The sequence below is a fragment of the Kocuria sp. UCD-OTCP genome, from assembly GCF_000349605.1.
Taxonomy (GTDB): Bacteria; Actinomycetota; Actinomycetes; order Actinomycetales; family Micrococcaceae; genus Kocuria; species Kocuria rosea.
On the sequence record NZ_AOSQ01000028.1, the window covers coordinates 35,775 to 49,026 of the forward strand.

The window sequence follows — 13,252 nt, forward strand, 5'->3', positions numbered from 1 at the left end:
GAGCGGGTCGCGGCCGGCGGCCTCCGTCCCGGGGCGGAGCCCGCTCAGTCGACGAGGCCTGCCCGGTGGGCGAAGACGACGGCCTGCACCCGGTCCCGGGAGCCCGTCTTGGCGAGGATGTTGGACACGTGCGTCTTGACGGTGGCGGACCCGAGGAACAGCCGCTGGGCGATCTCCGCGTTGGACAGCCCGTCCGAGACCAGCAGCAGCACCTCGTGCTCCCGCTCGGTGAGGGACTCGACGACCCGGCGCCGGGCGGGGTCGGACGGCGGGGGGTCGGCCGGCGCGGGAACGGCCTCGGGGGCGGGGGCCGGGGCGTCCGCGGTCAGGGCCCGGATGACGCGCAGCGTGGCCTCGGGGGCGAGCAGCGCGTGGCCTCCGGCCACGGCGCGCACGGCCTCCACGAGGTCGTCCGGGTCGGCGTTCTTCAGCAGGAACCCGCTGGCCCCGGCGGCGAGCGCGTCGAAGAGGTAGTCCTCGCGGTCGAACGTGGTGACGATCACGACCTTCGCGCACCCGGTCCCGACGATCCGGCGGGTGGCCTCGATGCCGTCCATGACCGGCATCTGCACGTCGAGCAGGGCCACGTCCACGGCTCCGCCGCGGGCGGCGGCGACGGCCTGCGCGCCGTCGGAGGCCTGGGCCACGACCTCGATGTCGTCCTCCACGGACAGGACCATGGCGAAGCCGGAGCGCACGAGGGCGTGGTCGTCGGCGAGCAGGACACGGATCATGCCTCCGATCCTCGCAGAATCCCGTCCGAGGCGCCGGAGGCGGCGTCGGCGGCCGCGTCCGGGGCGTCTTCCCCGGTGCCGCCGGGGGGCAGGGGGCAGCGGGTGCGGACCCGCCAGCCGGGCCGGCCGGAGCGCGGCCCGATCTCCGCCTCGCCGCCGTGCAGGCGGACGCGCTCGCGCAGCCCCTGGAGGCCGAACCCGGTGCCGGCGGTGCCGCGGCGGGGCGAGCCGTCGTCGAGGACCTCGAGCTCGAACCACGGCTGCCCCTCCGGGCCGCGGCCGGTGCGCAGGGTGACGGACGCGGTGCCGGCCGTGGAGTGGCGGATCACGTTGGACAGGGACTCCTGGGCGCACCGGAAGACGGACAGGCCGAGGGCCGGCGGGATCCTGTCCAGGTCACCCGGGACGGCCTCGACGGTGCGGACGTCCACCGCGAGCCCGTTGTCCGCGTGCCGGCGGGCGAGGGCTGCGATGTCGGCGAGGCCGGGGTCCGGCCGGCGCGCGGCGTCGGGGGCGCCTCCGCCGGGGCCCGGGGCGCCCTCCTCGCCCTCGGCGCGGAGCACGCCGAGCAGCTGGCGCATCTCTCCCACGGCGGTCCGGCTGGACGTCTCGATCGTGCGCAGGGCGGTGGTGGCGGCGGCGGGGTCACGGTCCAGGACCTTGCGCGCGGCCCCCGCCTGGATGCCGATGACGGACACGTGGTGGGCGACGACGTCGTGCAGCTCCCTGGCGATGCGCAGCCGTTCGTCGACGACGGCGCGGCGGGCGATCTCGGCGGACTGCTCCCGGATCCGCTGCGCCTGGGCCGCGAGGCGGTGCTGCTGCAGCGCGGCCCGCCAGGACGCGCGCCCGGCCAGCACCGCCCCGCCGAAGTACACGGCGTTCACGATCAGGGTGTACACCGCGTAGGACGGCAGCTGGGGCAGCGGCCCGTCGACCTCGCCCAGACCGGAGAGGAAGTCCGCGTAGGCGTTGGTGATGGTGAAGGCGCCGAGCAGCCACAGCCCCATGGTGCCCACGACCACCGACATGGCGACCCACAGGGCCTGGCGGTCGCGCGACCAGGCGACGGCGGCGTAGAGGGCCGCGAAGTAGGCGCCCTGGAAGGGCAGCGTCATGGCGGCCGTGGGGCTCGCGTAGGTCAGGCCCAGGAACAGGGCGGAGGACGCGACCACGACCGGCAGCGGGTAGCGACGGCGCACGGCGAGGGGCACCACGATGAGCACGGTGCTGAGGTAGAAGCGCCAGGGCTCGTCCCCCTCGGCGAGCCCCGCGTAGCTGTGCAGCAGCACGGAGGCGAGGAGGGTGACGAGCAGGAAGCCCAGGGCGGCCAGCACGTCGTTGCGCCGCTGGGCCGCCGTGGGCGCGGGCCGGGACCAGAACGGGTCCTCGGGGTCGTTCAGCCAGGCGGTGACGCGCACCGCGAGCGGAGCGCGCCGGACGGGGGCCGGGTCCGGTCCCGCGTCCGGGTCGGTGTCCGGGTCGGTGGTGGGTCGGGTGTGCACGCCCCCACGGTAGCCCGCGGCGGCGGCGCGGGACTTCCGCCCCGCGGGGGATCCTGCGGCGGCGCTCAGCCGCGGTGCAGGCCGAAGAAGCGGCGCAGGCGCGCTCGCGAGCCGGGGGCTGCGGAGGGCTCGGGGAGCTGGGCGGTGGGCCCGGGGGTCGCGGGCCGCTCCTCGTTCCGCCGGCGGCGCGCGCCGCGCAGGGCGGCGTAGTAGGCGCTCTCCGCGGCGGCGTCCGCGAGCAGCGCCGCGGAGAGGGTGCCGAGCACGCGCGCCCCGGCCCCGCCGCGCCGGGCCGCGCCGGCGAGCCCCACCCCGAGGGCCGTCTCGGTGCCGGCGACGGCCAGCAGCAGCTCCGGGCGGCGGACGAGCGCCCGCTGGTACCGCGCGAACAGCCCGTCGCCGGTGGGCTCGGTGGTCATCCCCCGCAGCAGGGCCGAGCCCACGCCCGTGGGCTCGTAGTGCTCGGCGCCCTCGGTGGCCGTGAGCTCCCGGTGGCCCTCGACGACCTTGGCGGCGAGCACGGGCAGGCCCAGCAGCTGCAGGACGGACTCCAGGACCAGGTCGGTGGACTCCCCCAGCACGTAGTTGCGCAGCCGGTTGGTCTCGGCCGGGTCCAGGTCGAAGACGGAGGCCACGGACTCGATCTGCAGGTCTGAGGTGCCGCCGGAGCACAGCCGGACGAGGTCGCGCTCGAACCGGGCGGCCGGCGTCTGCTCGGCCTCGACGGACACGCCGCCCGCGGGGAGCCAGTCGGGGCCCCACTCGAGGGCGCACACGGCGTCGGCCGCATCGAGGTCGGTGACGGACGCCGGGTCCTCCCCCGCGAGCAGGACCTCGAAGGAGCGGGTGGCCCCGTCCGAGGACAGCGCCACGGCGGTCTCGGCGAGACCGGTGCGCACGGCCCAGAAGTCGACCTCGGCGTCGAAGACCACCACGGACCAGCCGTGCCGGGACACGGCGGTGAAGCCGGTGCCGGACAGGGCCGCCAGCACGGGCAGCTCGGGGGCGTCCAGGTGCACGAGCAGCACCCGGCGCAGCCCCGGGTGCTCGGGCTGGAGCTGCTGGCCGGTCATCCGCACGAAGGTCTCGGAGAGCTCGTCGAGGGTGCAGCCGGGCTGCACGGAGCCGTCCTCGGCCCCCTGCGCCAGCCGGCCCTCGGCGTCGGCGAGGAACATCAGCTGCGTGGCCCGGGGGCCCTCGGCGTAGGCGCTGATCAGGCGGTGGTGGGCGATGACCTTGCGCATCCCCTCGCAGGTGGGGCGCGGCCCGGGTCCTTCGGACGCGGTGTCCTCCGTCGCGCACAGCACCGTGGCCGGGACCAGGTCCCACGCGGAGGTGGGGGATGCGATGTCGTCGGCGGGGAGTGAGGTCATGGCGTCCATGCTACGCCGTCGCCGGGGCCGGGCCGGGGGCTCGAGGCGTGCGCCCGGTGGCCCCGGGGCGCTCAGCGGGGCCCGTCGACGAGCTCGGCCGTGGTGCCGTCCTCGAGGGCGGCCAGGCCCGCCCGCAGGCGGCGGGCCAGTCCGGGCCGCAGGTACCGGTCCAGGTCCTCCGGCGCCGTCCAGCGGTGGCTGAGCAGCTCCTCCTCCTGGATCGTGATGGGCGTGTCGGCGCCGATGACGCCGCCGTCGTAGACGAAGGAGACCGAGTCCCCCCACAGGCCCATCGCCACGCCGTGGTGGACGACGAGGAGCCGGCCCTCGGGCAGGTGCAGGCCGACCTCCTCGACGACCTCGCGGAAGCACCCGGTGCGGGGGTCCTCCCCCGCCTCGACGGTGCCTCCGGGCACGGTCCAGTCGGACTTGTAGTTGGGCTCCACGAGGAGCACGCGGCCCTCGGGGTCCCGGATGAGGGCCTCCGCGGCGAGGCGGCGGGTGGGCAGCGAGTCGACGAACTGCTTCAGCTCGGTCTCGGACAGGTAGGAGCTCACGGCGCGATCACTGCCCCAGGAACTTCTCGAAGCCCTTGGGCAGGTTCAGGTCCGCGGGGTCCGGCTGCCCCGGTGCCGCGCCGAACGCCGATCCGGCGGGCGCCTTCTGCTTGCGCTGCTGCTCGAGGGCCGCGTTCTCCTGCGCCCGCTTGGCGGGGTTGCCGGAGCGGGACCCGCCCTTCTTCGCGGCGCCCTTGCCCTTGCCCTTCTTCGGGCCGCCGCCCGCACCGGGCATGCCGGGGATGCCGGCGGGCATGCCGGGCACGCCCTTGCCCTGGGCCAGGCGCTTCATCATCTTCTGCGCCTGGGCGAAGCGCTCCATGAGCTGGTTCACCTCGGAGACGGTGACGCCCGAGCCCTTCGCGATGCGGGCGCGGCGTGAGCCGTTGATGATCTTGGGCGCGACCCGCTCGTGCGGGGTCATGGACCGGACGATGGCCTCGACGCGGTCGATCTCGCGCTCGTCGAAGTTCTCGAGCTGCTCGCGCATGCCGGCGGCGCCCGGCATCATCATGAGCATCTTCTTCATCGACCCCATCTTGCGCAGCTGCTGCATCTGCGCGAGGAAGTCCTCGAAGGTGAAGTCCTCCTGGTCGGTGAACTTCCGGGCCATCTTCTCGGCCTCGTCGCGGTCCCACTGCTTCTCGGCCTGCTCGATCAGCGTGAGGACGTCGCCCATGTCGAGGATGCGGGACGCCATGCGGTCCGGGTGGAACTGCTCGAAGTCGTCGACGTTCTCCCCGGTGGAGGCGAACATGATGGGCTTGCCGGTCACGGAGGCCACGGACAGCGCGGCGCCGCCGCGGGCGTCGCCGTCGAGCTTGGACAGGACCACGCCGGTGAAGTCGACGCCCTCGTTGAAGGCCTGGGCCGTGTTCACGGCGTCCTGGCCGATCATGGCGTCGATGACGAAGAGCACCTCGTCGGGCCGGACGGCGTCGCGGATGTCGCGGGCCTGGTCCATGAGGGCCTCGTCGATGCCGAGGCGGCCGGCGGTGTCCACGATGACCACGTCGTGCAGCCGCGCGCGGGCCTGGGCCACGCCGTCCCGGGCGACCTGCACGGGGTCGCCCGTGGGGTCGTCGAACTCCGAGGTGGTGCCCGGGTGCGGGGCGAAGACCGGCACGCCGGCGCGCTCGCCCACGACCTTGAGCTGGGTGACCGCGTTGGGCCGCTGGAGGTCGGAGGCCACGAGCAGGGGGCGGTGGCCCTGGCCCTTGAGCCACTTGCCGAGCTTGCCGGCCAGGGTGGTCTTGCCGGCGCCCTGGAGGCCGGCGAGCATGATGATCGTGGGCCCGGTCTTGGCCATCCGGATCCGGCGGGTCTGGCCTCCGAGGATGTTCTGCAGCTCCTCGTTGACGATCTTCACGACCTGCTGGCCGGGGTTCAGCGCCTCGGAGACCTCGAGCCCGAGGGCGCGCTCCTTGACCGCGGCGGTGAACTCCCGCACGACCGGCACGGCGACGTCGGCGTCGAGCAGGGCGCGGCGGATCTCCCGCACGGTGGCGTCGACGTCCGCCTCGGTCAGGCGTCCCTTGCCTTTGAGGTTCTTGAAGGTGGCGGTCAACCGGTCGGACAGTGAATTGAACACGGGTCGAAAGCTGCTTTCGTCGAGGGAGGCGGCCGGTGCCCCGCGGTCTGCGCCGCGGGCCGCGGCCCGGCCCGGTGTGGCGGGTCAGTGTCCAAGGTTAGCAACTCCGGGCGGCGCGGGGCCCGCCCCGTCGCCGTGCGGGGACGACGACGGCCGGCCCCCTCCCGTGGAGGGGGCCGGCCGTCGGGACGGGTGGGGTCAGAGCGCCGTCTCGTCGCGCTCGCCGGTGCGCACGCGCACGGCCTGGTGCACGTCGGTGACCCACACCTTCCCGTCACCGGCGCGGCCGGTGTTCGCGGAGGAGACGATGACGTCGACGATGTCCGTGGCCTGGTGGTTGTCCACGAGGATCTCGACCCGGACCTTCTCGAGCAGGTCCACCGTGTACTCCGCGCCGCGGTAGACCTCGGTGTGCCCGCGCTGCTGCCCGTAGCCGTGCACGTTCTGGACCGTCATGCCCTGGACGCCGTAGGACTCGAGGGCGGACTTGATGTCCTTGAACTTCTCGGGGCGCACGATCGCGGTGACGAGTTTCATGGAAGGGATGCCTTTCGTGAGGGTGGGATGGGCCGGCGGTCGCCGCACGGCTCAGCTGTGCACCGGCTCGGAGCGGCCGGGCTCGAAGGACGAGGCGTCCTCGCCCGCGGCGTGCCGGCCGGGGCTGAAGGAGCCCGTGGCGTCCCCTGCCAGGGCGTAGCCGGACTCGGCGTGCTGGGTGATGTCGATGCCGTCGATCTCGTCCCGCTCCGTGATCCGGAAGCCGATGGTCTTGTCGATCGCGATGGCGATGACGAAGGTGAGCACGGCGCAGTACAGGACCGAGACGAGCACCGCGACGACCTGAGTGAGCAGCAGGCCGAAGCCGCCGCCGTAGAACAGGCCCGCGGTGCCCTCGGAGGGCAGCGCCACGAAGCCCAGGGCCACGGTGCCGACGATGCCGGAGACGAGGTGCACGCCGATGACGTCCAGGGAGTCGTCCATGCGCAGCCGGTACTTCAGGCCCACGGCGAGGGCGGAGCAGATGCCGGCCACGAAGCCGATCACGATCGCCCAGACCGGGGAGACGTTGGCGCAGGCCGGAGTGATGGCCACGAGCCCGGCCACGGCGCCGGAGGCGGCGCCCAGGGAGGTGGCGTGCTTGTCGCGGATGCGCTCGGTGAGCAGCCAGCCCAGCATGGCCGCGGAGGGGGCCACGAGGGTGTTGATCCAGATGAGGCCGGCCTGCTCGGCGGTGCCCGCGGCACCGGCGTTGAAGCCGAACCAGCCGAACCACAGGATCGCGGCGCCGAGCATCACGAGCGGCAGGTTGTGGGGGCGCTGGCTCGGGTCCTTGCCGAAGCCCTGGCGGGCGCCGACGATCATGATGAGGATCAGCGCGGCCACGCCGGCGTTGATGTGCACCACGAGGCCGCCGGCGAAGTCGATGGCCTCGCCGATCGCGGAGCCCACGGCGCCGTCCTCGGTGAGCAGCCCGCCGCCCCAGACCATGTAGGCCAGGGGGGCGTAGACGAGCGTGGCCCAGACGGGCACGAACACGGCCCAGGCGCCGAAGCGGGCCCGGTCGGCGATCGCCCCGGAGATCAGGGCGACGGTGATGATGGCGAAGGTCCCGCCGTAGGCGGCGCCGAGGAGGTCCTCGGTGCCCATGATGTCGGCCAGGGCGAAGGACGGCACGGGGCTGCCCGTGAGTCCGCCCAGCAGCGGGTCCCCGCCGCTCATGGAGTAGCCCCACAGGACCCACACCACGGAGACGAACGCGATGGAGATGAAGCTCATCATCATCATGTTCAGGACGCCCTTGGCGCGGGTCATCCCTCCGTAGAACAGGGCCAGTCCGGGGGTCATGAAGAAGACCAGGGCTGCCGCCACGATCGTCCACACGTGTCCAGCGGTGATTTCCACGATGTGCACCTCTCTCTGAAGCTTGTCAGGTCACCGGTGCCACTGGCCCGTTCCCCGAGGGGCCGTCCGGTGCTCACCGTTCACTGTCGAGTCTCCGAGAGAGATGTTTCGCCTGCCGCCGCGCGGGGTTGCGGACATGTTTCACGCCCGCCGCAATGGTTACGAGCACGTGAACTGCGGCGGGCGTGTGGGGGAAAAGGGGGACGGATCAGTCGAGCAGGGCGTCCACGAAGCTCTCGGGCTCGAAGGGCGCGAGGTCGTCGGGTCCCTCGCCGAGGCCGATGAGCTTGACCGGCACCCCGAGGCTCTTCTGGATGGCGACCACGATGCCGCCCTTGGCGGTGCCGTCCAGCTTGGTGAGGACGATGCCGGTGACGTCGACCACCTCGGCGAAGACCCGCGCCTGGGTCATGCCGTTCTGCCCGGTGGTCGCGTCGATGACGAGCAGCACCTCGTCGACCGCGGCGGCCTTCTCCACGACCCGCTTGATCTTCCCGAGCTGGTCCATCAGCCCCGCCTTGTTCTGGAGCCGGCCGGCGGTGTCGATCATCACGACGTCCACCTCGTGCTCGATGCCGGCGGTCACGGCGTCGTAGGCCACCGAGGCGGGGTCGGCGCCCTCGACGTGCGAGCGCACGGTGGGCACGCCCACGCGGGCGCCCCAGGTGGAGAGCTGGTCGGCGGCCGCGGCGCGGAAGGTGTCCGCGGCGCCGAGCACCACGTCCTTCTCCTCGGCGACGAGCACGCGCGCGAGCTTGCCCACGGTGGTGGTCTTGCCCACGCCGTTGACGCCCACCACGAGGACGACGGCGGGGACCGGCCCCTTGCGCTCCACGGCCAGGGACCGGTCCATCGACGGGTCGACCAGCGCGAGGAGCTCGTCCCGGAGCATGGCCTTCACGTGGGCGGGGTCGTTGGTGCCCTCGACCTTGACCCGGCGCTGGAGGGCCTCGACGAGGGCCATGGACGAGTCGGTGCCGAGGTCGGCGAGCAGCAGCGTCTCCTCGATCTCGTCCCACACGTCCTGGTCGATGCGGTCGCGCGAGAGCAGGGCCAGCAGGCCCTTGCCGAAGACGTTGTTGGACCTGGCCAGCCGCCCGCGCAGCCGCGCCATCCGGGACGCGGCGGACTCGGGGCGGTCGAGGGCCGGCCGGGTGTCGGCGGGCGGGACCGGGGCGGTGCCGGGCTCCAGGTCCCCGGGGGCCGCGACGGGGCCGCCCTCGAGGTCGTCGGGGTCCCGGGTGGAGGGGTAGCCGCCGCGGGGCGCCTTGGGCCCCCGCAGCAGGACCAGCCCGAGCAGACCGAGGACCACGACGGCGATGAGCACGTATGCGAGAACGGGTATCGAATCCACGTCGCCCAGCTTCTCACACCGCCCGGTCCCCGGGCCGGGGGCCGCGGGGCCGGGCCGCCGCCCGGGGTCCTAGACTCGACGGGTGCCTGTCCAGCCCGCCGCCGCCGCGCCCGAGCGCGACCGCGTTCCCCAGCAGATCACGGTGCTCATCGCCGCCGCCTTCGTCATCGCGATCGGCTACGGCATCGTGGCCCCGGTGCTCCCCCAGTTCGCCACGACCTTCGGGGTCGGGGTGGCCGCGGCCTCGGCCGTGGTCAGCGTCTTCGCCGTGGCCCGCCTTCTCTTCGCGCCGGCGGGCGGGCGGATCCTGAACCGGATCGGCGAGCGCCCGACCTATGTGACCGGCGTGCTCATCGTCGCGCTGTCCTCCGCGGCCACCGCCTTCGCCCAGACCTACTGGCAGCTGCTGCTGTTCCGGGGCCTCGGCGGGATCGGCTCGGTGATGTTCACGATCTCGGCGATGGGGCTGATCGTGCGGCTGGCGCCGCCGCGGATGCGCGGGCGCGTCTCGGGCTACTACGCCTCTGCGTTCCTGGTGGGCGGGGTGCTCGGCCCCGTGGTCGGCGGCCTGCTCGCCGGCTTCGGCATGCAGGCGCCGTTCCTGATCTACGCGGTGTCGCTCCTGGTGGCCGTGGCCGTGGTGCACTTCCGGCTCAAGGACGAGGTGCTCGGCGCCGGCGCGGACCGCCGGAACCAGCCGGTGATGACCGTGGCCGAGGCGCGCCGGGTGGGGGCCTACCGCTCCGCCCTGGTCTCCAGCTTCGCCAACGGGTGGACCGCCCACGGGATCCGGGTGGCACTCGTGCCGCTGTTCGCGGTGGCCGTGCTGGGGGCCGGCCCGGCCGTGGCCGGCCTGGCCCTGGCGGTCTACGCCGCGGGCAACGCGATGACCCTCCCGGTCACCGGCCGGCTCACGGACCGGTTCGGGCGCAGGCCGCTCGTGCTCTCGGGCCTGGTGCTCAACGGGGTCGCGACCATGGGGCTGGGCCTGGTCCAGGACGTCCCGTGGTTCGTGGTCCTCTCGCTCGTGGCCGGGATGGGCTCCGGGACCCTGAACCCGGGCCAGCAGGCGACCGTGGCCGACGTCATCGGACCGGACCGGGCCGGCGGACCGGTGCTGGCCCGGTTCCAGATGAGCGCCGACGCCGGGCAGATCCTCGGCCCCGTGGTGGCCGGTGCGCTGGCGGACGCCGCGGGCTTCGGCTGGGCCTTCGGGGTCTCCGGGGCGATCATGCTGCTGGCCGCCGGGGCGTGGCTGCCGGTGCGGGACACGATGGAGCGGCCCGAGACCCCGCCCGTGCGCGGCGCCGGGCAGTAGCGCCCCGAGCACGAGCACGGCGGGCTCAGCGCAGCTCGGCGAGCCGCTGCCCGATCACGGTGGTCACGCCGTCCCCGCGCATCGCGACCCCGTAGAGGGCGTCGGCGATCTCCATGGTCCGCTTCTGGTGGGTGATGATGATCAGCTGCGAGGTCTCCTGCAGCTGGCGGAAGATGCTCAGCAGCCGACCGAGGTTGCGGTCGTCGAGGGCCGCCTCGACCTCGTCCATGACGTAGAAGGGCGAGGGGCGGGCCTTGAAGATCGCCACGAGCAGCGCGATCGCCGTCAGCGACCGCTCCCCGCCGGAGAGCAGGGACAGCCGCTTGATCTTCTTGCCGGCCGGGCGCGCCTCGACGTCGATCCCGGTGCTGAGCATGTCCGTGGGGTCGGTGAGGCGCAGCCGGCCCTCCCCGCCCGGGAACAGGGTGGCGAAGACGCCCTCGAACTCCCGGGCGGTGTCGGCGTAGGCCTCCGCGAAGACGCGCTCCACGTGCTCGTCGACGTCGCGGATGATGCTGCGCAGGTCCTGCCGGGAGCGCTTGAGGTCCTCGAGCTGCTCGGCCAGGAAGCGGTGGCGCTCCTCGAGGGCGGCGAACTCCTCCAGCGCCAGCGGGTTCACCCGCCCCAGGGAGGCGAGCTCCTTCTCGGCCCGGCGCAGCCGCGCCTCCTGCTGGGCGCGCACGTAGGGGGCGCCTCCCGCGGCCTCGGCCGGGTCGCCGGACGCGACGCCGAACAGGGCGTCCTGGCCGTCCTCGGCCGCCGCCGGCGCGTCGTCCTGCGGCGCCCCGGGGGCGCGGTCGGAGCCGGCGCCGGGGTCGAGGTCGGGGTCGGGGATCAGCAGGTGCGGTCCGTAGTGCTCCACGAGCGCGTCCGGGGTGAGCCCCAGCTCCTCGAGGGAGCGGTCCTCCAGGGCCTGGATCCGGGCGCGCTGCTGGGTGCGGGCCAGCTCGTCCCGGTGCACGGAGTCGGTGAGCCCGGCGAGCCGCGCGGCGAGCCGGTCGTTGGCGGCGCGCAGGTCCGTCAGCTCCGCGTCCAGCCCGGCGCGGACGGCCTCGGCCCGGTCCCGCTCCGCGGCGGCGACCGCCGCGGACGCCGCCACGAGCTCGAGCAGCTGCTCGGCGCCGGCGAGCACCGCCTCGGCGTTGCGGGCCTGGATCCGGCGGCGCCGGGCCCGCCGCTCCGCCTCCTCCCGCGCCCGGCGCTCGACGGCGGCGGCCCGCTCCTGGGACGCGGCCCGGTTGCCGAGGGCCCGGGCCTGCTCCTCGAGGGAGCGCAGGGCGAGCCGGGCCTCCGTCTCCGCGGTGCGGGCCGTCGTGGCGGTCCGGTGCAACTCGTCGCGGCGGGCGGCGGCCTCGAGCTGGACGGTCTCGGTGTCCTCCTCGCCGTGCTCCTCGGCGGCCCCGAGCCGCTCGGCGGCCTCGCGCAGCCGCTCCTGCTCCCGGGCCAGGTGCTCCCGCGCGGCCGCGACCTGCTCGTCGTAGCGCCGGGTCTCCGCCTCGGCCGAGTCCAGCACGGCCCGGACCCGGGAGAGCTCGGACGCGGCCCGGTCCGCCGTGCGCTCGGCGGCGCGCAGCAGCCCCGCGGTCTTCTCGGCGGCCCGGCGGGCGGCGTCCCGCGCCGCGGCCGCCGCGCCGGAGGCGGCCCGCGCCCGGTCGAGGGCCGCGCCCAGCTCGGCCCGCTCCGCCTCGGCGGCCTCGGCCGCGGCGCGGGTCTCGAGCGTGCCGGCCGCCTCCGCGGCGCCGCCCCAGGCGCTGCTGCCCGTGAACACGTCGCCGCCCCGGGTGACGGCCGTCAGCTCGGGCCGGTCGGCCACGATCCGGGCGGCCGTGGCGGCGTCCTCGGTCAGCACGGTCGCGGCGAGCAGGGCTCGGACGGCGGCCGCTCCGCGCCGCGCGTCGTCGTCGCCCGGGCCGGCGCCCTCGCCGTCCCGCAGCACGGCGGCGGCGGGCCGGACCCCGGGACGGTCGGGGAGCGCCGGGGCGGGGCCGGACCGGTCCGGGGCGCCGGCGGCCACCAGCAGGTGCACCCGGCCCACGCCGTCGGCGCGCAGGGACTCGAAGACGGAGACGGCCGCGCCGTGGGAGCGCACGGCGAGGGCCTCGGCGAACGGGCCCATGGCGGCGGTGACCGCCCGCTCCCAGCCGGGCTCGACGTCGACGAGGTCGACGACGGCGCCGAGCACGGCGTCGGCGTGCCCGTCGAGGACCGCCGCGGAGCCGTCGGGCTGGCGCAGGGCGGCGCGCAGGGTCTCGGCGCGGGCGCGCTGGGCGTCGTGGGCGCGCAGCAGCTCCTGGGCCGCGGCCTCGGCCTCCCGAGCGGCGGCGCGGGCGCCGGCGGCGGCCTCGGCGTCCTGCTCGTGGCGGGCGCGGGCCCGTTCGGCGGCGCCGGCGGCGTCCTGGGCCGCGAGCGCCAGGCTGTCCGCCTCGGCGCCGGCCTGCACCCGGCGCCGCCCGGCGTCCGCGTGGGTGGTGTGCAGGCGGGAGAGTTCGTTCTCGGCCGCCTCGACCCGGGAGCGGGCCGCCGCGACCGCGCCGGTGAGCCGGGCCGTGCCCTCCCGGCGGTCGGCGGCCGCCCGGAGCAGACCGGTGACCACGCCGTCCTGGTCGCGCGCCGCGGCCTCCGCGTCCTCGCGCTCCTGGATGGCCTCGGCGAGGGCGTCGACGGCGTCCTCGACCTGCTCGAGGAGCTGGTGCTGCTCCTCGCGGGTGCGGGCCGCCTGGGCGTCGAGCCGGTCCGAGATCGGAAGAGCACACGTCTGAACTCAAAACACGCCCGAAAAGGCTCCGCAAGGTGATCGTGGAGCTGAACGAATACGAGCACGACACGCTCTTCCCGAAGGCGTCCGAGAACGTCGTGATCGACCTTGACGACGGTGTGAAGGCCAACTACCCGAAAGATCGGAAGAGCGTCGTGTAGGG

Annotated in this window: 10 protein-coding genes; 1 reads left to right on the forward strand and 9 read right to left on the reverse strand. The window is 74.9% G+C overall.

From position 1 onward, the window contains the following. Positions 1-44 precede the first annotated feature (44 nt). The 8 genes from H488_RS29365 to ftsY all read right to left on the reverse strand — a co-directional run bounded on the left by H488_RS29365 (position 45) and on the right by ftsY (position 9,016). Positions 45-734, reverse strand: a complete 690-nt coding sequence (locus H488_RS29365; RefSeq protein WP_017833761.1) for a response regulator — start codon at positions 732-734, stop codon at positions 45-47. Beyond that, on the reverse strand, positions 731-2,239 hold the full coding sequence (locus H488_RS29370; protein ID WP_017833762.1) for a sensor histidine kinase: 1,509 nt from the start codon (positions 2,237-2,239) through the stop codon (positions 731-733). Before H488_RS29370 ends, H488_RS29365 begins: the two co-directional genes overlap by 4 nt. Positions 2,240-2,304: 65 nt before the next feature. Then, entirely contained in the window at positions 2,305-3,612 is a 1,308-nt protein-coding gene (locus tag H488_RS0118475) for a hypothetical protein (protein ID WP_017833763.1), read from the reverse strand. A gap of 71 nt (positions 3,613-3,683) precedes the next feature. Then, the gene (locus tag H488_RS29375) at positions 3,684-4,169 is read right to left on the reverse strand and encodes an NUDIX domain-containing protein (RefSeq protein WP_017833764.1); all 486 of its coding nucleotides are present in this window, start codon (positions 4,167-4,169) and stop codon (positions 3,684-3,686) included. Between the two features lie 7 nt (positions 4,170-4,176). Then, positions 4,177-5,760: a signal recognition particle protein gene (gene ffh, locus H488_RS29380; RefSeq protein WP_017833765.1), complete on the reverse strand. Its 1,584-nt coding sequence runs from the start codon at positions 5,758-5,760 to the stop codon at positions 4,177-4,179. A gap of 198 nt (positions 5,761-5,958) precedes the next feature. Further along, positions 5,959-6,297 (reverse strand): P-II family nitrogen regulator, encoded by a 339-nt coding sequence (locus tag H488_RS29385; RefSeq protein ID WP_017833766.1) that lies wholly within the window; start codon positions 6,295-6,297, stop codon positions 5,959-5,961. A gap of 51 nt (positions 6,298-6,348) precedes the next feature. Then, entirely contained in the window at positions 6,349-7,662 is a 1,314-nt protein-coding gene (locus H488_RS29390; RefSeq protein WP_081615781.1) for an ammonium transporter, read from the reverse strand. 208 nt (positions 7,663-7,870) lie between these two features. Then, the gene (gene ftsY, locus H488_RS29395; protein ID WP_031283150.1) at positions 7,871-9,016 is read right to left on the reverse strand and encodes a signal recognition particle-docking protein FtsY; all 1,146 of its coding nucleotides are present in this window, start codon (positions 9,014-9,016) and stop codon (positions 7,871-7,873) included. An 82-nt stretch (positions 9,017-9,098) separates the two neighbouring features. On the opposite strand from ftsY, the gene H488_RS29400 reads away from it, so the two are divergent. Then, on the forward strand, positions 9,099-10,334 hold the full coding sequence (locus H488_RS29400; protein ID WP_017833769.1) for an MFS transporter: 1,236 nt from the start codon (positions 9,099-9,101) through the stop codon (positions 10,332-10,334). A 25-nt stretch (positions 10,335-10,359) separates the two neighbouring features. Here the strand turns inward: H488_RS29400 and H488_RS29405 are convergent, their stop codons facing one another. Further along, complete coding sequence (locus tag H488_RS29405) at positions 10,360-12,927, reverse strand: AAA family ATPase (protein ID WP_017833770.1); 2,568 nt, start codon at positions 12,925-12,927, stop codon at positions 10,360-10,362. Between the last annotated feature and the right edge of the window lie 325 nt (positions 12,928-13,252).

What these genes read in the sequence shown, in the direction of transcription:
- H488_RS29385 (WP_017833766.1), bottom strand. Translation starts at nt 6,297, where the DNA reads ATGAAACTCGTCACCGCGATCGTGCGCCCCGAGAAGTTCAAGGACATC.
- H488_RS0118475 (WP_017833763.1), bottom strand. Translation starts at nt 3,612, where the DNA reads ATGACCTCACTCCCCGCCGACGACATCGCATCCCCCACCTCCGCGTGG.
- H488_RS29365 (WP_017833761.1), bottom strand. Translation starts at nt 734, where the DNA reads ATGATCCGTGTCCTGCTCGCCGACGACCACGCCCTCGTGCGCTCCGGC.